At 60.1% G+C, this 18,246-nt stretch carries 31 protein-coding genes; all 31 read right to left on the minus strand.

Annotated features, from left to right (window positions below):
• Nucleotides 1-213: 213 nt before the first annotated feature.
• Nucleotides 214-837, minus strand: coding sequence for a 30S ribosomal protein S4 (gene rpsD, locus AAHM38_RS10645; RefSeq protein WP_012763151.1), 624 nt, complete (start codon nucleotides 835-837; stop codon nucleotides 214-216).
• 203 nt (nucleotides 838-1,040) lie between these two features.
• Nucleotides 1,041-1,442, minus strand: coding sequence for a 30S ribosomal protein S11 (rpsK, locus tag AAHM38_RS10650; RefSeq protein ID WP_003264143.1), 402 nt, complete (start codon nucleotides 1,440-1,442; stop codon nucleotides 1,041-1,043).
• Between the two features lie 24 nt (nucleotides 1,443-1,466).
• Nucleotides 1,467-1,832 carry a 30S ribosomal protein S13 gene (rpsM, locus tag AAHM38_RS10655; RefSeq protein ID WP_004634501.1) on the minus strand — a complete coding sequence of 122 codons (366 nt, stop codon included), beginning with the start codon at nucleotides 1,830-1,832 and terminating at the stop codon, nucleotides 1,467-1,469.
• Nucleotides 1,833-1,853: 21 nt separating this feature from the next.
• Nucleotides 1,854-1,970: a 50S ribosomal protein L36 gene (gene rpmJ / locus AAHM38_RS10660; RefSeq protein WP_003264141.1), complete on the minus strand. Its 117-nt coding sequence runs from the start codon at nucleotides 1,968-1,970 to the stop codon at nucleotides 1,854-1,856.
• A 30-nt stretch (nucleotides 1,971-2,000) separates the two neighbouring features.
• Nucleotides 2,001-2,219, minus strand: a complete 219-nt coding sequence (gene infA / locus AAHM38_RS10665) for a translation initiation factor IF-1 (RefSeq protein WP_009241899.1) — start codon at nucleotides 2,217-2,219, stop codon at nucleotides 2,001-2,003.
• A 26-nt stretch (nucleotides 2,220-2,245) separates the two neighbouring features.
• Nucleotides 2,246-3,568, minus strand: coding sequence for a preprotein translocase subunit SecY (gene secY, locus AAHM38_RS10670; protein ID WP_009277656.1), 1,323 nt, complete (start codon nucleotides 3,566-3,568; stop codon nucleotides 2,246-2,248).
• Nucleotides 3,569-3,625: 57 nt separating this feature from the next.
• Nucleotides 3,626-4,057, minus strand: a complete 432-nt coding sequence (gene rplO, locus AAHM38_RS10675) for a 50S ribosomal protein L15 (protein ID WP_009241897.1) — start codon at nucleotides 4,055-4,057, stop codon at nucleotides 3,626-3,628.
• Nucleotides 4,058-4,075: 18 nt separating this feature from the next.
• Nucleotides 4,076-4,258, minus strand: a complete 183-nt coding sequence (gene rpmD, locus AAHM38_RS10680) for a 50S ribosomal protein L30 (RefSeq protein ID WP_003264137.1) — start codon at nucleotides 4,256-4,258, stop codon at nucleotides 4,076-4,078.
• A 22-nt stretch (nucleotides 4,259-4,280) separates the two neighbouring features.
• A complete protein-coding gene (gene rpsE, locus AAHM38_RS10685) occupies nucleotides 4,281-4,799 on the minus strand; it encodes a 30S ribosomal protein S5 (RefSeq protein WP_004634493.1) in 519 nt (172 codons plus the stop codon).
• Between the two features lie 21 nt (nucleotides 4,800-4,820).
• Nucleotides 4,821-5,177, minus strand: a complete 357-nt coding sequence (gene rplR / locus AAHM38_RS10690) for a 50S ribosomal protein L18 (RefSeq protein WP_009241896.1) — start codon at nucleotides 5,175-5,177, stop codon at nucleotides 4,821-4,823.
• An 11-nt stretch (nucleotides 5,178-5,188) separates the two neighbouring features.
• Complete coding sequence (gene rplF, locus AAHM38_RS10695) at nucleotides 5,189-5,722, minus strand: 50S ribosomal protein L6 (protein ID WP_012763152.1); 534 nt, start codon at nucleotides 5,720-5,722, stop codon at nucleotides 5,189-5,191.
• Nucleotides 5,723-5,734: 12 nt separating this feature from the next.
• Complete coding sequence (gene rpsH / locus AAHM38_RS10700) at nucleotides 5,735-6,130, minus strand: 30S ribosomal protein S8 (RefSeq protein WP_004634489.1); 396 nt, start codon at nucleotides 6,128-6,130, stop codon at nucleotides 5,735-5,737.
• Nucleotides 6,131-6,157: 27 nt separating this feature from the next.
• Complete coding sequence (gene rpsN, locus AAHM38_RS10705) at nucleotides 6,158-6,463, minus strand: 30S ribosomal protein S14 (protein WP_004634486.1); 306 nt, start codon at nucleotides 6,461-6,463, stop codon at nucleotides 6,158-6,160.
• A 9-nt stretch (nucleotides 6,464-6,472) separates the two neighbouring features.
• Nucleotides 6,473-7,015, minus strand: a complete 543-nt coding sequence (gene rplE / locus AAHM38_RS10710) for a 50S ribosomal protein L5 (protein ID WP_009241894.1) — start codon at nucleotides 7,013-7,015, stop codon at nucleotides 6,473-6,475.
• Nucleotides 7,016-7,041: 26 nt separating this feature from the next.
• Nucleotides 7,042-7,350 (minus strand): 50S ribosomal protein L24, encoded by a 309-nt coding sequence (gene rplX / locus AAHM38_RS10715; protein WP_009241893.1) that lies wholly within the window; start codon nucleotides 7,348-7,350, stop codon nucleotides 7,042-7,044.
• Between the two features lie 11 nt (nucleotides 7,351-7,361).
• Nucleotides 7,362-7,730, minus strand: a complete 369-nt coding sequence (gene rplN / locus AAHM38_RS10720) for a 50S ribosomal protein L14 (RefSeq protein WP_003264129.1) — start codon at nucleotides 7,728-7,730, stop codon at nucleotides 7,362-7,364.
• Nucleotides 7,731-7,997: 267 nt separating this feature from the next.
• Complete coding sequence (gene rpsQ, locus AAHM38_RS10725; protein WP_004634482.1) at nucleotides 7,998-8,267, minus strand: 30S ribosomal protein S17; 270 nt, start codon at nucleotides 8,265-8,267, stop codon at nucleotides 7,998-8,000.
• Nucleotides 8,264-8,458: a 50S ribosomal protein L29 gene (gene rpmC / locus AAHM38_RS10730; protein ID WP_004634481.1), complete on the minus strand. Its 195-nt coding sequence runs from the start codon at nucleotides 8,456-8,458 to the stop codon at nucleotides 8,264-8,266. Before rpmC ends, rpsQ begins: the two co-directional genes overlap by 4 nt.
• A 12-nt stretch (nucleotides 8,459-8,470) precedes the next feature.
• Complete coding sequence (rplP, locus tag AAHM38_RS10735; RefSeq protein ID WP_003264123.1) at nucleotides 8,471-8,887, minus strand: 50S ribosomal protein L16; 417 nt, start codon at nucleotides 8,885-8,887, stop codon at nucleotides 8,471-8,473.
• 2 nt (nucleotides 8,888-8,889) lie between these two features.
• Nucleotides 8,890-9,684, minus strand: coding sequence for a 30S ribosomal protein S3 (gene rpsC / locus AAHM38_RS10740; RefSeq protein WP_012763158.1), 795 nt, complete (start codon nucleotides 9,682-9,684; stop codon nucleotides 8,890-8,892).
• A 9-nt stretch (nucleotides 9,685-9,693) separates the two neighbouring features.
• Nucleotides 9,694-10,023, minus strand: a complete 330-nt coding sequence (gene rplV / locus AAHM38_RS10745; RefSeq protein WP_004634479.1) for a 50S ribosomal protein L22 — start codon at nucleotides 10,021-10,023, stop codon at nucleotides 9,694-9,696.
• Nucleotides 10,024-10,032: 9 nt separating this feature from the next.
• Nucleotides 10,033-10,308, minus strand: a complete 276-nt coding sequence (gene rpsS / locus AAHM38_RS10750; RefSeq protein ID WP_004634478.1) for a 30S ribosomal protein S19 — start codon at nucleotides 10,306-10,308, stop codon at nucleotides 10,033-10,035.
• 21 nt (nucleotides 10,309-10,329) lie between these two features.
• Nucleotides 10,330-11,160 carry a 50S ribosomal protein L2 gene (gene rplB / locus AAHM38_RS10755; protein WP_015855752.1) on the minus strand — a complete coding sequence of 277 codons (831 nt, stop codon included), beginning with the start codon at nucleotides 11,158-11,160 and terminating at the stop codon, nucleotides 10,330-10,332.
• Nucleotides 11,161-11,162: 2 nt separating this feature from the next.
• Nucleotides 11,163-11,477, minus strand: a complete 315-nt coding sequence (gene rplW / locus AAHM38_RS10760; protein WP_004634476.1) for a 50S ribosomal protein L23 — start codon at nucleotides 11,475-11,477, stop codon at nucleotides 11,163-11,165.
• Nucleotides 11,474-12,094, minus strand: a complete 621-nt coding sequence (gene rplD, locus AAHM38_RS10765) for a 50S ribosomal protein L4 (protein WP_004634475.1) — start codon at nucleotides 12,092-12,094, stop codon at nucleotides 11,474-11,476. The genes rplW and rplD overlap by 4 nt, the downstream gene beginning before the upstream one ends.
• An 11-nt stretch (nucleotides 12,095-12,105) precedes the next feature.
• Complete coding sequence (gene rplC / locus AAHM38_RS10770) at nucleotides 12,106-12,759, minus strand: 50S ribosomal protein L3 (RefSeq protein WP_004634474.1); 654 nt, start codon at nucleotides 12,757-12,759, stop codon at nucleotides 12,106-12,108.
• 285 nt (nucleotides 12,760-13,044) lie between these two features.
• Nucleotides 13,045-13,356 carry a 30S ribosomal protein S10 gene (rpsJ, locus tag AAHM38_RS10775; protein ID WP_004634473.1) on the minus strand — a complete coding sequence of 104 codons (312 nt, stop codon included), beginning with the start codon at nucleotides 13,354-13,356 and terminating at the stop codon, nucleotides 13,045-13,047.
• Between the two features lie 107 nt (nucleotides 13,357-13,463).
• Nucleotides 13,464-14,672 (minus strand): elongation factor Tu, encoded by a 1,209-nt coding sequence (gene tuf, locus AAHM38_RS10780; protein ID WP_009241890.1) that lies wholly within the window; start codon nucleotides 14,670-14,672, stop codon nucleotides 13,464-13,466.
• Nucleotides 14,673-14,755: 83 nt separating this feature from the next.
• Entirely contained in the window at nucleotides 14,756-16,882 is a 2,127-nt protein-coding gene (gene fusA / locus AAHM38_RS10785; protein WP_009241889.1) for an elongation factor G, read from the minus strand.
• A 115-nt stretch (nucleotides 16,883-16,997) separates the two neighbouring features.
• Nucleotides 16,998-17,468 carry a 30S ribosomal protein S7 gene (gene rpsG, locus AAHM38_RS10790; protein WP_004634470.1) on the minus strand — a complete coding sequence of 157 codons (471 nt, stop codon included), beginning with the start codon at nucleotides 17,466-17,468 and terminating at the stop codon, nucleotides 16,998-17,000.
• 186 nt (nucleotides 17,469-17,654) lie between these two features.
• Nucleotides 17,655-18,032 (minus strand): 30S ribosomal protein S12, encoded by a 378-nt coding sequence (rpsL, locus tag AAHM38_RS10795; RefSeq protein WP_003265519.1) that lies wholly within the window; start codon nucleotides 18,030-18,032, stop codon nucleotides 17,655-17,657.
• Nucleotides 18,033-18,246 lie beyond the last annotated feature (214 nt).

Consider the following 18,246-nt stretch of genomic DNA (forward strand, 5'->3'; position numbering starts at 1 on the left):
CCCTCGGCTCGTTACACCGATAAGGCTGACGGGGACTAAAAGAATCCGCCACGGAATACGTGACGGAAGACGCGCGTGCCGCAATCGCGTTGCGGCACGTAACGATTCGGATTGGATCTGCGCACCAGTGATATCCAGCGCTCGAACACAATGTAGACGATGAGCGTCCCCAAAAGGCGCACAAGCCCGCACCTTGCGGTACGGGCCTCGTCATTAACGCGAATACAATTCGACGATCAGGCTTTCGTTGATGTCGCCGGCGATATCTGCGCGATCCGGAACTTGCTTGAAGGTGCCTTCCATCTTCTTGGCATCCACAGCAACCCACGTCGGGAAGCCGGTTTGCTCTGCCAGCGTCAGCGATTCAGCAATACGCACTTGCTTCTTCGACTTTTCACGGATGGCAATCACGTCGCCCGTCTTGATCTGGGCCGACGGCACGTTCAGGGCTTGACCGTTCACCAGAATCGCCTTGTGCGACACCAGCTGACGCGCCTCTGCGCGGGTCGAGCCGAAGCCCATGCGGTACACGACGTTGTCCAAGCGCGATTCCAGCAGTTGCAACAGGGTCTCACCCGTGTTGCCCTTGCGACGATCGGCTTCAGCGAAGTAGCGGCGGAACTGACGCTCAAGCACGCCGTAGATGCGCTTGACCTTCTGCTTTTCACGCAGTTGGTTGCCGTAGTCGGAGGTGCGGGCGCCGGAGGTGCGGCCGTGCTGACCAGGCTTGCTGTCCAGCTTGCACTTGTCGGCGAGGGAGCGACGTGCGCTCTTCAGGAAAAGGTCAGTACCTTCGCGGCGAGACAGTTTCGCCTTGGGACCGGTATAGCGTGCCACGTTATGTTCCTTCGTTATCAGTCATCCGAGGCGCACGGCTTCGGATGGTCCGCCTGCTCAGCCCTAACAACGGGACCGCAGCGAACAGTGGGCTTATGAAAAGACGAAACCCGCCTTCCGGGAAATCCGGAAGACAGGCAAGCGGGCGAGTATAGCACCCGCAGACCGACCTCGCCAACAGCGGGCGCGGTCGGTCGAATCGCTTAGATACGACGACGCTTCGGCGGGCGGCAGCCGTTATGCGGCACCGGCGTCACGTCTTCGATCAACTGGATCTTGATACCCAGGTTGTTCAGTGCACGCACAGCCGATTCACGACCCGGGCCCGGGCCCTTGATGCGCACTTCCAGGTTCTTGATGCCTTGGTCCTGCGCCACGCGGCCAGCACTTTCAGCCGCAACCTGGGCGGCGAACGGCGTCGACTTACGCGAGCCCTTGAAGCCTTGGCCACCCGACGTCGCCCACGACAGAGCGTTGCCCTGGCGGTCGGTGATCGTGATGATTGTGTTGTTGAACGACGCGTGAACGTGCGCGATGCCGTCGGCGACGTTCTTGCGAACCTTCTTGCGCGCGCGCTGGGCGGCGGTATTCGCTGCTTTTGCCATAGTTCCTATCCTTTACCCGACGGATTACTTCTTGAGCGCGACGCCGGCCTTGCGCGGACCCTTACGGGTACGGGCATTGGTGCGGGTACGCTGACCACGCATCGGCAGGCCCTTGCGATGGCGCACGCCACGGTAGCAGCCCAGATCCATCAGGCGCTTGATGTTCATCGTCGTTTCACGGCGCAGATCGCCTTCAACGAGGAACTTCTCGATTTCCTTACGCAGCGCGTCCTGGTCCGGATCCGTCAGGTCCTTGACCTTCTTGTCGGTCGGGATGCCAGTAGCCTCGCAAATCTTCTGAGCGCGCGAGCGGCCGATACCGTAGATCGCCGTCAGGCCAATCACGGTATGTTTGTGGTTGGGGATGTTGACCCCTGCGATACGTGCCATTCGTCAATCCTCTTTGCGAAATTAGCCTTGGCGCTGCTTATGACGCGGGTCCGACGAGCAGATCACACGCACCACGCCCTTGCGCTTGATGATTTTGCAGTTGCGGCAAATGCGCTTAACAGAAGCCAGCACTTTCATGATTTTCCTCTTCCTTCAATTCCAGTCCGCTCACTTCGCCCGGAATACGATGCGCGCGCGGGACAGATCATACGGGGTCAATTCGACCGTCACCTTGTCCCCGGGCAAGATGCGGATGTAATGCATGCGCATCTTGCCGGAAATATGGCCTAACACTACGTGGCCGTTCTCTAGCTTGACGCGAAACGTTGCGTTGGGGAGGTTTTCCAGCACCTCGCCCTGCATCTGGATCGCGTCATCTTTAGCCATGTCCCTTCAGGTTCGTGCGATCGCTCTTAGCGGAGCGTCAGGTTTCCCTTGAAATTCGCCTTCTTCATCAAAGACTCGTACTGCTGAGACATCACGTAGGACTGCACTTGCGCCATGAAGTCCATCGTGACAACCACGATGATCAACAGGGATGTCCCACCGAAGTAGAACGGCACATTCCAGCGCAGCACCAAGAACTCCGGCAACAGACACACCAGCGTGATGTAGATCGCACCCGCCAGGGTCAACCGCACCAGAATCTTGTCGATATACCGCGTGGTTTGCTCGCCCGGACGGATGCCCGGAATGAACGCCCCACTTTTCTTCAGGTTATCCGCCACTTCCCGGCTGTTATAGACCAGCGCGGTGTAGAAGAAACAGAAGAAGATGATCGCCGCTGCATACAGCAGGATGTACACCGGCTGACCCGGCGACAGCGTTGCCGCGAGGTCCTTGACAACCCGTGCAACCGGATTCGTCGAGTTGCCAGCTGTAAACCAGCCCGCGATCGTGGCCGGGAACAGAATGATCGACGACGCAAAGATCGGCGGAATCACCCCGGCCATATTCAACTTCAGCGGCAGATGCGACGACTGTCCGCCATAAATCTTGTTACCAACCTGCCGCTTGGCGTAATTGACGAGGATCTTGCGCTGGCCCCGTTCGATGAACACAACCACGAACGTCACCGCACCAATAATCGCCACCACCAGGATCGCCGAGAAAATCCCCATCGATCCCGTACGCACCAGCTCGAACAACCCGCCGATCGCATTGGGCAGCCCGGCAGCAATCCCGCCGAAAATGATGATCGAGATCCCGTTGCCCAGACCACGCTCGGTGATCTGCTCACCCAGCCACATCAGGAACATGGTGCCCGTCACCAGCGTAATCACGGCGGTGGCCCGGAACATCAGACCCGGATCCAAAACCAGACCCGGCTGCGCTTCGAGTGCCACTGCAATCCCCAGCGCCTGGAACGTTGCCAGGACGACCGTACCGTAGCGCGTGTACTGCGTAATCTTGCGCTGGCCGGCTTGGCCTTCCTTCTTCAACGATTCCAGCTGCGGCAACACGATCGTCAGCAGTTGCATGATGATCGACGCCGAGATGTACGGCATGATCCCCAGCGCAAACACCGTGAAACGCGACAGCGCACCACCGGAGAACAGGTTGAACATCCCGAGGATGCCACCCGACTGCCGTTGGAAAAGCTGCGCCAGTTGATCCGGATCGATACCGGGCACAGGAATGTGCGCGCCGATCCGGTACACCAGCAGTGCCAGAACCAGGAACACCAACCGACGGCGAAGATCGCCGTACTTGGCCGTGTTCTTGGCCTGGGCCATCACATTAGGTTTCGCCGTGGCCAAACGGATGCTCCGTCAGTGTGAAACAGCAGGCTATTAGGCCAGCGAGCCACCAGCCGCTTCGATTGCAGCTTTCGCCCCAGCCGTCGCGCTGATACCCTTCAGAGTGACCTTCTTGTCGATTTCGCCCGACAGGATCACCTTGGCGCTCTTGACCATCTCGCCAACGAGGCCGGCTTGCTTGAGGGACAGCAGATCGATTTCTTCGATCGGCAGGCCCGCCAGGTCGCCCAGACGCACTTCAGCGGTGAATTCCTTGGTCAGCGAGGTGAAACCACGCTTGGGCAGACGACGATGCAGGGGCATCTGGCCGCCTTCGAAGCCGACCTTATGGAAACCACCCGAACGCGACTTCTGACCCTTGTGACCACGACCAGCCGTCTTGCCCAGGCCCGAACCAATACCGCGACCAACGCGGCGCTTGGCGTGCTTGGAGCCGGCTGCCGGCTTCAGGTTATTCAGTTGCATGTTCTTCTCCGTCTTGCCTTAGCCGATGACCTTGACCAGGTAGGACACCTTGTTGATCATGCCGCGCACTGCGGGCGTGTCCTGCAATTCGGACACCGAGTTCATGCGGCGCAGGCCCAGGCCGCGCACCGTGGCGCGGTGGTCTTCGCGCGTGCCGATCAGGCTGCGCACGAGTTGGACTTTCACGGTTTTCTGCGACATATCGTTCACCTATCCCTTCGGCTTAGCCGAGGATCTCTTCGACCGACTTGCCACGCTTGGCGGCAACTTCGGCCGGGGTGCTCATCTTGCGCAGGCCATCCAGCGTTGCGCGCACCATGTTGTAAGGATTGGTCGAACCGTGCGACTTGGTCACGATGTTCGTCACGCCCATCACTTCGAAGATAGCGCGCATCGGGCCGCCGGCGATCACGCCGGTACCGTCCTTCGCGGGCATCATCTGCACCTTCGCGGCGCCATGCTTGCCAACCACTTCGTGCTGCAGCGTACCGTTCTTCAGCGGGACCTTGACCATCTTGCGACGGGCTTCGTCCATTGCCTTCTGCACGGCCACCGGGACTTCCTTAGCCTTACCCTTGCCCATGCCGATACGGCCGTCGCCGTCGCCGACCACAGTCAGAGCAGCGAAACCGAGAATCCGGCCGCCCTTGACCACCTTGGTCACACGGTTGACCGCGATCATCTTCTCGCGAAGACCGTCGTCGCGTTCGTCCCCTTGGACCTTAGGTTGAATTTTTGCCATGACGATATCCTCTATGCCGGCTTAGAACTTCAGGCCAGCTTCGCGTGCCGCGTCGGCCAGAGCCTTTACGCGACCGTGATAACGGAAACCCGAGCGATCGAACGCCACGGCTTCGATGCCGGCAGCCTTCGCCTTCTCAGCGATACGCTTACCCACCAGGGTGGCAGCAGCGGTGTTGCCACCGTTGCCGTTCAGTTCCTTGCGGACTTCGGCTTCCGCCGTCGAGGCCGAAGCCAGGACCTTGGTGCCATCTTCCGAGAAGACCTGCGCATAAATGTGCAGGTTCGTACGGTGCACAGCCAGACGGGCGACGTTCAGTTCCGCAATTTTCAGGCGGGTCTGACGTGCACGGCGCAGACGCGAGTCATTTTTGTTCATGATGTGCACCCTTACTTCTTCTTGGTTTCCTTCAGGATCACACGCTCATCGGCGTAGCGCACACCCTTGCCCTTGTAAGGCTCCGGCGGACGATAACCACGCACTTCAGCGGCGACCTGACCAACTTTTTGCTTATCCGAACCCTTGATGATGATCTCGGTTTGCGTCGGCGTTTCCGCCTTCACGCCTTCCGGCATCTCATGGATCACGTCGTGCGAGAAACCGAGTTGCAGCTTCAGAGCGGTGCCCTGAACCGATGCCCGGTAACCCACGCCGACCAGGTTCAGCTTGCGCTCGAAGCCCGTCGTCACACCCTTGACCATGTTGGCCGTCAGGGCGCGCATCGTACCTTGCAGCGCATTGGCTTCACGCGACTCATCTGCCGGCGCGAACGTGATCGTGCCGTTGTCGGTGGTGACCTTGACCAGCGAGTGGATCGGCTGGGTCAGGGTGCCCAGCGGGCCCTTAACGGTCAGCAGACCACCAGCGAAATTAACTTCGGCGCCCTTGGGCAGCGCGATGGGAGCCTTACCTACGCGAGACATGGTTCCCCTCCCTTAGGCGACGTAGCAAATGACTTCGCCACCGACACCGGTTGCGCGGGCGCGGCGGTCCGTCATCAGACCCTGCGGGGTCGAGATGATGGCGACACCCAGGCCGTTCATCACTTGCGGAATTTCATTACGGCCCTTGTACACACGCAGACCAGGCTTCGAGACGCGCTCCAGGCGCTCGATGACCGGGCGGCCAGCGTAGTACTTCAGACCAATCGTCAGCGTGGACTTGCCACCCTGCTCGGTCACGGCGAATTCGTCGATGTAGCCTTCGTCCTTCAGGACTTTGGCGATTGCCACCTTCAGCTTCGACGACGGCATGACCACCGACGCTTTTTCCACCGCTTGCGCGTTGCGGATACGCGTCAGCATATCGGCGATCGGATCGCTCATGCTCATACTGTTTCTCCTGTAGCCTGTGCGTGATTACCAGCTGGCTTTCGTCAGACCCGGGATCTCGCCCTTGAAGGCGATCTCGCGGAGCTTGTTACGCGCCAGGCCGAACTTACGGAACGTACCGCGGGGACGACCGGTGATCGAGCAGCGGTTGCGCTGACGCGTCGGATTTGCGTTGCGCGGCAGCGCTTGCAATTTCAGACGCGCTTCGTAGCGCTCTTCTTCCGACTTGCTTTGGTCGGCCACGATGGCTTCGAGAGCGGCGCGCTTCTCAGCGTACTTGGCCACGAGCTTGGCACGCTTCTTCTCGCGTTCGATCAGAGACAATTTAGCCACGGTAACCCCTTAATTACGGAACGGGAACTTGAACGCATTGAGGAGCGCCTTCGCTTCCTCGTCGTTCTTCGCAGTCGTCGTGATGCTGATGTTCAGACCACGGAGTGCGTCGATCTTGTCGTACTCGATCTCGGGGAAAATGATCTGCTCTTTCACACCGATGTTGTAGTTGCCGCGACCATCGAACGCCTTACCCGACACACCACGGAAGTCGCGCACGCGGGGCAGCGACACGGTGATGAAGCGATCCAGGAATTCGTACATCCGTTGGCCACGCAGCGTGACCATCGTACCGATCGGGTAACCCTGGCGAATCTTGAAGCCGGCGATAGCCTTGCGGGCTTTCGTCACGATGGGCTTCTGGCCAGCGATCTTGATCAGGTCGCCCGTGGCGTGCTCGATGACCTTCTTGTCATTGATGGCTTCACCAAGACCCATGTTCAGGGTGATCTTGGTGATGCGCGGCACTTCCATCACGGACTTGTAACCAAACTGCTTGATCAGTTCGGGCACAACCTTCTCTTTGTAAAACTCTTGCAGACGTGCAGTCATGCTCAACTCCTCTCTATTGCCCAGAATCAAGCGCCGACGGCAGCACCGGTGGTCTTCAGCACGCGCGTCTTCACGCCGCCTTCAACCTTGATGCCAACGCGCGACGGCTTGCCATTGGCATCCACGAGCGCAACGTTCGAAATATGGATGGGCATGACCTTGTCGACCACACCACCCGTGGTACCCAGCATTGGGTTCGGACGCACGTGCTTCTTGGCAACGTTCACGCCTTCAACCGTCACATGCTCGGCGAGCACGGCCAGCACCGTACCTTGCTTGCCCTTGTCTTTACCGGTACGGACGATGACGCGATCGCCCTTGCGAATCTTGTTCATGCGGCCTCCGTTTACAGCACTTCCGGCGCGAGCGACACGATCTTCATGAAGCGCTCGGTACGGAGTTCGCGAGTGACCGGCCCGAAGATACGGGTGCCGATCGGCTCAAGCTTGGTGTTCAGCAGCACGGCGGCATTGCCGTCGAACTTGATGAGCGAGCCGTCGGGACGGCGCACGCCCTTGGCGGTACGCACCACCACGGCATTGTAGATATCGCCCTTCTTCACGCGACCACGCGGGGCAGCGTCCTTGACGCTGACCTTGATGATGTCGCCGACGCTGGCGTAGCGGCGCTTCGAACCGCCCAGCACCTTGATGCACATGACTTCACGCGCACCCGTGTTATCGGCCACTTCGAGCCGGCTTTCTGTCTGAATCATGGTGTTCTCGTCCCAACTTAATTCGCCAAACGCACAATGCGCAGAGGCGATCAGTCTTGGTCCCGCCGGCTGCTGGCATTGCGCCAACTGCGATTGGGTTGATCAACTTGAAGTCGGTAGCTGCCCGACGGCGATTGCCGCCTGGCCCATTCGCTTTTTCCCTCACCCGAGCCACCAGCAGATTTGCCAGCCACCCTCTGAAAGGGAAAGACCGAGACTATATCACATAATCTCGGCCTTGCAACAGCAAACTGCTCCGCTGTTGTTTTAGATCACGCGTGCAGCTTCAAGCAGACGTGACACCACCCACGACTTCGTGCGGGAAAGCGGACGCGACTCCGTGATCTCAACCTTGTCGCCTTCGTTGTACTGATTGGCTTCGTCGTGCGCGTGGTACTTCTTCGAGCGCACCACGTACTTGCCGTACAGCGGATGCTTGACGCGGTTTTCGATCAGGACCGTGACGGTCTTGTCCATCTTGTTGCTGACAACGCGACCGACGAGCGTGCGCTTCAGGGACGTTGCGGCTTCAGTCATTTCTGGTTCCCCTTCTGGCCCAGCACGGTGCGGACACGCGCGATGTCACGACGCACCTTCTTCAGCTGGCTGGTGTTCTGCAGCTGTTGCGTCGCTTTTTGCATGCGCAGGCCAAATTGAGCCTTCAGCAGCTCGGAGAGCTCCTGGTTCAGCCCGGCGACATCTTTGTCGCGCAGTTCGGATGCTTTCATGGTGTGTGCTCCTTACGTTCCGACCTGACGCACCACGAAGCTGGTCGCGATCGGCAGCTTGGCAGCGGCCAGGCGGAATGCCTCGCGTGCCAGTTCTTCGCCAACGCCGTCCATTTCGTACAGCATCTTGCCCGGCTGAATTTCAGCCACGTAGTATTCCGGGTTGCCCTTACCGTTACCCATACGGACTTCGGCAGGCTTCTTCGAGATCGGCTTGTCCGGGAAAATCCGGATCCAAATGCGGCCGCCACGCTTGATGTGACGGGTCATCGCACGACGGGCCGACTCAATCTGACGCGCGGTCAGACGGCCGCGGCCCATCGCCTTCAGACCGAACTCGCCGAACGAGACTGCGTTGCCGCGCGTCGCGATACCGGTGTTACGGCCCTTCTGCTCCTTGCGGTACTTCCTGCGCTTAGGTTGCAGCATGTTTATTCTCCAGTCTTGGCGTCGGCGCCACGACGGGCACCTGCACCAGCACCAGCACCGCGGCGCTGACCGGCCGGGCGACCTTCGCCCTCACGGCGACGACCTTCCGGGCGACCCGGACGCTTGCGGCGCTCTTCTTGCGGCTCTTCCACGACGGGTGCGTCGTTGCGACCGAGGTGGTCACCCTTGTATACCCACACCTTGACACCGATGATGCCGTAGGTGGTTTCCGCTTCGGAGAAGCCGTAGTCGATATCTGCGCGCAGCGTGTGCAGGGGCACACGGCCTTCGCGGTACCACTCGGTACGGGCGATTTCGATGCCGTTCAGACGGCCCGAGCTCATGATCTTGATGCCTTGGGCACCCAGACGCATCGCGTTCTGCATCGCGCGCTTCATTGCGCGACGGAACATGATGCGGCGCTCGAGCTGCTGCGTGATCGAATCGGCGATCAGCTGTGCATCGACTTCCGGCTTGCGGATTTCTTCGATGTTAACGTGCACGGGCACGCCCATGCGACGCTGCAGTTCGGCCTTCAGCAGTTCGATGTCCTCGCCCTTCTTGCCGATCACCACGCCCGGACGTGAGCTGTAAATGGTGATACGAGCATTCTTGGCCGGACGCTCGATGACCACGCGGCCCACCGACGCGTTCTTCAGCTTCTTCTTCAGAAACTCGCGAACCTCGATGTCTTCCTTGAGCATGCCGGCAAACTGGGTGTTGCTCGCGTACCAACGCGATGCCCAGTTACGGCTGACAGCCAGACGGAAGCCAGTCGGATGAATCTTCTGTCCCATCGTGACCCCTTAGTTGCCCAGCGTCACAGTGATGTGACAGGTTTGTTTCTCGATGCGGTTGCCACGGCCCTTCGCACGCGCCGTGAAACGCTTGAGCGACGTGGCCTTGTCGATGTAGATCGACTTGACCTTCAGCTCGTCGATATCGGCGCCTTCATTGTGCTCGGCGTTCGCGATGGCGGACTCAACCACCTTCTTCACGATGCCAGCCGCCTTCTTCGGGCTGAACGTCAGCACGTTGAGCGCGCGCTCGATCGACAGGCCGCGAATCTGGTCAGCGACCAGGCGCGTCTTCTGTGCGGAGATACGGGCGCCGCGATGAATCGCTTTAACTTCCATGATTGCCCCTTATCGCTTCGCTTTCTTGTCGGCAGCGTGGCCCTTGAACGTACGCGTGAGCGCAAATTCGCCGAGCTTGTGGCCAACCATGTTTTCCGTGACATACACGGGCACGTGCTGACGGCCGTTGTGAACGGCGATCGTCAGGCCGATGAAGTCCGGCAGAATGGTCGAACGACGCGACCAAGTCTTGATGGGCTTCTTGTCCTTCGTTTGCACTGCCGCCTCAACCTTCTTCAGCAGGTGGGCGTCAATGAAAGGACCCTTTTTTACGGAACGAGTCATATCTAAGCTCCTACCTACCGATTAACGCTTGTGACGGCGCTGAACGATCATGCTGTCAGTGCGCTTGTTACGACGGGTGCGGTAGCCCTTGGTCGGCGTACCCCACGGGGACACCGGATCACGGCCAGCAGCAGTCTTACCTTCACCACCACCATGCGGGTGATCGACCGGGTTCATCACCACACCGCGAACGGTCGGGCGAATACCGCGCCAACGGGTTGCACCGGCCTTGCCGATCTGGCGCAGGCTGTGCTCTTCGTTGCCGACTTCACCAATGGTCGCGCGGCACTCAATGTGCACGCGGCGCACTTCACCCGAGCGCAGACGCACTTGAGCGTAGATGCCTTCGCGAGCCAGCAGCACGGCGGACGTACCGGCCGAACGGGCAACTTGAGCGCCCTTGCCCGGCAGGATTTCCACGCAGTGGATCGTCGTACCGACAGGGATGTTGCGGATCGGCAGGTTGTTACCGGCCTTGATCGGCGCTTCCGAGCCGTTGGCGATGGCTTGGCCAACCACAGCGCCCTTCGGGGCGATGATGTAGCGGCGTTCGCCGTCAGCGAACAGCACGAGCGCGATGTTGGCGCTACGGTTCGGGTCGTATTCCAGGCGTTCGATCTTGGCCGGGATACCGTCCTTGTCGTTACGCTTGAAATCGACGATGCGATAGTGATGCTTGTGACCACCGCCCTTGTGACGGGTAGTGATGTGGCCGTTGTTGTTACGACCCGACTTCTGGATTTGCTTTTCCAGCAGCGGACCGTGCGGCGCGCCCTTGTGAAGGTCGGGGTTAACGACCTTCACCATCGAGCGGCGGCCCGGCGATGTCGGCTTGGTTTTGACGAGTGCCATGATTACTTGGCCTCCGCTTCAAAATTGATTTCCTGGCCCGGCTTCAGCGACACATAGGCCTTCTTCACGTGGTCACGACGACCCATGAAGCGGCCGAAGCGCTTTTGCTTGCCCTTCTGGTTCAGGATCTGGACGGACTCGACTTCGACCTTGAACAGCAGCTCGACAGCAGCCTTCACTTCGCCCTTGTTGGCGTCGCGAGCCACTTCGAACACGACCTGTTCGTTCTTCTCGGCCACCAGGGTTGCCTTTTCAGACACCACAGGTGCCAGCAGCACCTGCATCAGGCGATGGTCGTTCTTGGCAACTTGCGTCATTTCAGCAACTCCTCGATCTGCGCGACGGCTGCCTTGGTCACGAGCACCTTCTTGTAGTGCACGAGCGACAGCGGGTCGGCGTGACGCGGCTCAACCACGAGCACGTGCGCCAGGTTGCGCGATGCCAGGAAGAGGTTTTCGTCCAGGTTATCGGTAATCACGAGCACCGAATCCAGGCCCATGGCGCGGAACTTGTCGGCCAGCAGCTTGGTTTTGGGCGCGTCGACGGACAGGCTGTCAACGACGTTGATGCGACCTTCACGGGCGAGCTGCGAATAAATCGAGCGCATGCCGGCGCGGTACATCTTCTTGTTGACCTTCTGCGAGAAGTTTTCTTCCGGGCTGTTCGGGAAGATACGACCACCCCCGCGCCACAGCGGGGAGGAGCTCATACCTGCACGGGCGCGGCCCGTACCCTTTTGACGCCACGGCTTCTTGGTCGTGTGCTTGACCTCTTCACGGTCCTTCTGCTTACGGTTACCGCTGCGAGCGTTGGCCTGGTAAGCGACGACGACTTGGTGAACGAGGGCTTCGTTGTAGTCACGGCCGAACACTTCCGGCGAGGCAGCAACGCCGGCGCCGAGTTGACCGTTGTCCTGGAGCAGCTTCAGTTCCATGCGTTTGCTCCTTATGCCTTCTTGGCGCGGGCCTTCACGGCCGGCGTGACGATGACTTGACCGCCCTTGGCGCCCGGAATCGCACCCTTGACCAGCAGCAGCTTGCGCTCTGCGTCGATCTTGGCGATTTCCAGATTCTGGACGGTACGGGTGACGTCACCCATGTGACCGGTCATGCGCTTACCCGGGAACACGCGGCCCGGATCCTGCGCCATACCGATCGAGCCCGGCACGTTGTGCGAGCGCGAGTTACCGTGCGAGGCGCGGCCCGACGAGAAGTTGTAGCGCTTGATGGTACCGGCGTAGCCCTTACCAATCGTCACACCCTGGACGTCGATCTTCTGACCGACTTCGAACAGGTCGACGCTGATGTTCGCGCCAGGCTGGAATTCAGCGGCACGAGCGGCATCCACTCGGAATTCTTTGATGACTTCGCCCGCTTCCACGCCGGCTTTGGCGAGATGACCCGCCAGCGGCTTGGTGACGCGGCTGGCGCGTCGGGTGCCGAAGGTGACTTGAACCGCGGTATAACCGTCGGTCTCGTCCGTCTTGATTTGCGTCACGCGGTTGTCGCCGACCTCGAGCACGGTGACGGGAATCGAATCGCCGTCGTCCGTGAAAATACGGGTCATGCCAACCTTGCGACCTACAAGGCCAAGGCTCATGGTTTGCTCCATTCCCAGCTGCGATTGGCCGGGGCTGATTGATACTACGAATCTTGAACTGGACTGCGCCTAAAGAGACGGCGCGAGGCCAAATGGCCAGCCCACTCCCCTGACTAAAGGGGTAGCCGTACAATATATCCCGGTTACGAACAATATGCAAGGCCGATTGCCGGATAGCGCCCGGACGTCGTGTGCAATGCAACATCCGCCACCTCAAGAGCAAAACGGCGAGCACTTGGCTCGCCGTCTGCCCGTTACCGGAAGGATCCGGCAGCGTTGTCTTGCTTATTGCAGCTTGATCTCGACGTCCACACCGGCCGGCAGGTCCAGCTTCATCAGCGCGTCGACAGTCTTATCCGTCGGGTCGACGATGTCCATCAGGCGCTGGTGCGTGCGGATTTCGAACTGGTCGCGACTGGTCTTGTTGACGTGCGGCGAACGCAGAACGTCGAAACGCTGGATGCGAGTCGGCAGGGGCACCGGGCCCTTGACGATCGCGCCGGTGCGCTTGGCGGTCTCGACGATTTCAGCGGCCGACTGGTCGATCAGGCGATAGTCGAAAGCCTTCAGGCGGATACGGATCTTCTGGTTCTGCATGATGTTTCCTTAAAGAGCATGGCGGCCGGGCCGCCGGTAGATTGAAAGAGCGATGCAACAGGCGATGCGCCGCACCCCTTGCGAGGAACAGCGCATCAATCCGCCTTTTACTTCAGGATCTTGGCAACGACGCCAGCACCGACGGTACGACCACCTTCACGGATTGCGAAGCGCAGGCCTTCTTCCATGGCGATCGGGGCGATCAGCTTGACGGTGATCGACACGTTGTCGCCCGGCATGACCATTTCCTTGCCTTCCGGCAGGGCGATCGAGCCGGTCACGTCCGTCGTACGGAAGTAGAACTGCGGGCGGTAGTTGTTGAAGAACGGCGTGTGACGGCCGCCTTCGTCCTTCGACAGGATGTAGACCTCGCCCGTGAATTCCGTGTGCGGCTTGATCGAGCCCGGCTTGGCCAGCACTTGGCCGCGCTGGACGTCTTCGCGCTTCGTGCCGCGCAGCAGAATACCGACGTTGTCGCCTGCCTGACCTTGGTCCAGCAGCTTGCGGAACATTTCCACGCCCGTGCAGGTCGTCTTGTCGATCTTCGGCTTGTCGCCGTCCATGGCGATACCGACGATTTCGATTTCTTCGCCGACCTTGATCACGCCGCGCTCGATACGGCCGGTCACCACGGTGCCGCGACCCGAGATCGAGAACACGTCTTCCACCGGCATCAGGAACGTACCGTCAACAGCGCGCTCCGGCGTCGGGATGTAGGTGTCCAGTGCGTCGGCCAGGTTCATGATGGCCACTTCGCCCAGTTCGCCCTTGTCGCCTTCCAGCGCCAGCTTGGCCGAACCCTTGATGATCGGGGTGTCGTCGCCCGGGAAGTCGTACTTCGACAGAAGTTCGCGCACTTCCATCTCGACCAGCTCCAGCAGCTCAGCGTCGTCCACCATGTCGCACTTGTTCAGGAAGACGATGATGTACGGCACGCCGACCTGACGGGCCAGCAGGATGTGCTCACGCGTTTGCGGCATCGGGCCGTCAGCGGCCGAGCACACGAGGATTGCACCGTCCATCTGGGCGGCACCGGTGATCATGTTCTTGACGTAATCGGCGTGGCCCGGGCAGTCAACGTGCGCGTAGTGGCGGTTGGCCGTTTCGTACTCGATGTGCGCGGTGTTGATCGTAATGCCGCGTGCCTTTTCTTCCGGCGCTGCGTCGATTTCGTCGTACTTCTTCGCGGTACCACCGAACTTGCTCGACAGCACGGTTGCGATCGCTGCGGTCAGCGTCGTCTTGCCGTGGTCAACGTGACCAATCGTACCAACGTTCACGTGCGGCTTGGTCCGCTCGAACTTTTCCTTTGCCATGTCAGCTCCTCAATTCGGAATCAGCTAATTACTAGATTTGGGATGCAGGCGGCACGCACGCGCGCGCCGCCAAAACACGTTGATTACTTCGTACCCTTGGCAGCCATCACTGCTTCGGCGATGTTCTTCGGTGCCTCAGCGTATTGCTTGAATTCCATGGTGTACGTGGCGCGGCCCTGCGTTTGCGAGCGCAGCGACGTCGAATAACCGAACATTTCCGACAGCGGGACTTCGGCCTTGATGATCTTGCCGCCGCCCACCATATCGTCCATGCCCTGCACGATGCCGCGGCGGGACGACAAGTCGCCCATCACGGTACCCGTGTAGTCTTCCGGCGTTTCCACTTCCACAGCCATCATCGGCTCCAGCAGAACCGGCGTGGCGCGGCGCATGGCTTCCTTGAAAGCCATCGAACCGGCCATGCGGAACGCGTTTTCGTTCGAGTCCACGTCGTGGTACGAACCGAACGTCAGCGTGACCTTCACGTCCACCACCGGGAAGCCCGCCAGAATACCGGCCGGCAGCGTGTCGACGATACCCTTCTCGACCGCCGGAATGTATTCGCGAGGAATCACACCGCCCTTGATGGCGTCGACGAATTCGAAGTTCTTGCCAGCCTTCTTCGCCTCCTCGTCCGCCGGTTCCAGCGTGATCACAGCGTGACCGTACTGGCCGCGACCGCCGGACTGCTTGACGAACTTGCCTTCGACGTCTTCGACCTTCTTGCGGATGGTTTCGCGGTAGGCAACTTGCGGGGCGCCAATGTTGGCTTCCACGCCGAATTCGCGCTTCATGCGATCGACCAGAATTTCGAGGTGGAGCTCGCCCATACCCGAAATGATGGTCTGGCCCGATTCTTCATCGGTACGCACACGGAACGACGGATCTTCAGCAGCCAGGCGGTTCAGGGCGATACCCATCTTTTCCTGGTCAGCCTTGGTCTTCGGCTCGACAGCCTGCGAGATCACCGGCTCCGGGAACACCATGCGCTCGAGAATGATCGGGGCGCTCGGGTCGCACAGCGTGTCGCCCGTGGTGGCGTCCTTCAGGCCCACCGCAGCGGCGATGTCGCCTGCCAGCACTTCCTTGATTTCTTCGCGCTGGTTGGCGTGCATCTGCAGAATACGGCCTAGACGCTCCTTCTTCTGCTTCACCGGGTTGTACACGGTGTCGCCGGAGTTGATCTTGCCCGAGTAGACGCGGAAGAAGATCAGCTGACCAACGAACGGGTCGGTCATGATCTTGAACGCCAGCGCCGAGAATTTCTCGTTGTCGTCTGCCTTGCGCTCGAGCTTCTTCTCTTCGTCGTTTTCGTCGATGCCTTGAACCGGCGGAATGTCGACGGGCGACGGCAGGAAGTCGATCACGGCGTCGAGCATGCGCTGCACGCCCTTGTTCTTGAACGCGGTGCCGCACAGCATCGGCTGGATTTCGCAGGCGATGGTACGGTCGCGCAGTGCCTTGACGATCTCAGCACGGGACAGCTCTTCGCCGCCCAGGTACTTTTCCATCAGCTCTTCGCTGGCTTCAGCTGCCGACTCGACCATCTTCTCGCGCCACTCGTTCGCGACGTCAACCAGGTTGGCCGGGATGTCGTGGTATTCGAACTTCACGCCCTGGCTGGCTTCGTCCCAAATGATCGCCTTCATTTCCAGCAGATCGACGACGCCCTGGAAGCCGTCTTCAGCGCCGATGGGCACCACGACGGGCACCGGGTTGGCCTTCAGACGGGTCTTCAGCTGGTCGTAGACCTTGAAGAAGTTCGCGCCGGTACGGTCCATCTTGTTGACGAACGCCAGACGCGGCACCTTGTACTTGTTGGCCTGACGCCAGACGGTTTCCGACTGCGGCTGCACGCCACCCACTGCGCAGTACACCATGCACGCGCCGTCCAGCACACGCATGGAACGCTCCACCTCAATGGTGAAGTCCACGTGGCCCGGGGTGTCGATGATGTTGAAACGGTGCTCGGGGTAGTTGCCGCCCATGCCCTTCCAGAAGGCGGTGGTCGCAGCAGACGTGATGGTGATGCCGCGCTCTTGCTCCTGCTCCATCCAGTCCATGGTGGCGGCGCCATCATGCACTTCACCGATCTTGTGGTTCACACCGGTGTAGAACAGGATCCGCTCGGTCGTGGTGGTCTTGCCGGCGTCGATGTGAGCGGAGATACCGATGTTACGGTAGCGCTCAATGGGGGTCTTACGAGCCACGGTTAATCCTCAGATTCGTCAACGGGGCGCTGGCCTACGGCCAAGCGCCCCTAATACAAATGGGCGAGATGTGCGCACACAGCCCGCCCAGCAACCAACAACGTTGTCGCGTCGCTTAGAAGCGGAAGTGCGAGAACGCCTTGTTGGCTTCAGCCATGCGGTGCACTTCGTCGCGCTTCTTCATGGCGCCGCCGCGGCCTTCCGAGGCTTCGAGCAGCTCACCAGCCAGACGCAGGGCCATCGACTTCTCGCTGCGCTTCTTCGCAGCTTCCCGCAGCCAACGCATCGCCAATGCCAGACGACGCGACGGCCGGACTTCGACCGGCACCTGATAGTTGGCGCCACCAACACGACGGCTCTTCACTTCGACCACCGGCTTGATGTTGCCGATAGCCAGCGTGAACACCTCGATCGGCGCCTTGCCTGCTTTCTTTTCGATCTGGTCGAACGCACCGTAGACGATACGTTCAGCCACCGACTTCTTGCCGTCCAGCATCAGGACGTTCATGAACTTGGCGACTTCCACATTGCCGAACTTCGGGTCCGGCAGAATTTCCCGCTTGGGGACTTCACGACGACGTGGCATCTTCTTTCCTTCTCTGTTCAGTTGAGAACCGCTTCGGTTCTCCGGCCACCAACTAGCTTGTCTTCCAACAATCTGAGCCGGGTGACCACTTACTCGACGGTGCCAGTGCGGTCAAAAAACGCACCGTTGTACCGCCTGCTCATGACAAGACCGTGACCGCAAAAGCGGCGCGATCCCACTGACGACTTAGGCCGCCTTCGGACGCTTCGCGCCGTACTTCGAACGCGCTTGCTTACGGTCCTTGACGCCTTGCAGGTCAAGGGAGCCGCGCACGATGTGGTAACGCACACCCGGCAAGTCCTTCACACGGCCGCCGCGGATCAGCACGACGCTGTGTTCTTGCAGGTTGTGGCCTTCACCGCCGATGTACGAAATGACTTCGAAACCGTTGGTCAGGCGCACCTTGGCGACCTTACGCAGTGCCGAGTTCGGCTTCTTCGGCGTCGTGGTGTACACGCGGGTGCACACGCCGCGACGCTGCGGGCAGTTCTCAAGTGCCGGGCTCTTGCTCTTCAGCTTTTCCGAGACGCGGGGCTTGCGAACCAGTTGATTGATGGTTGGCATTGTTCAATCCAGCTTGGTTTTTGAAAAATCGCCGGCTCACATAACGTGAACGCCTCATTTGTGAGGCGGACGGCGCAATCGGGTTTTATGGAAGTGGCGAGCAGAACGCTCTGAAGGGAGGACCTGCGGGAACAGATCAAGACCAAAGAGCGCGAGCCCGTCTGGTTTCAGATGCCTTGCACGGCATTTGCCGGGCACGGACGCGCGAAACCAG

The organism is Ralstonia sp. OTU4908 (genome assembly GCF_038440115.1).
Taxonomy (GTDB): Bacteria; Pseudomonadota; Gammaproteobacteria; order Burkholderiales; family Burkholderiaceae; genus Ralstonia; species Ralstonia pickettii.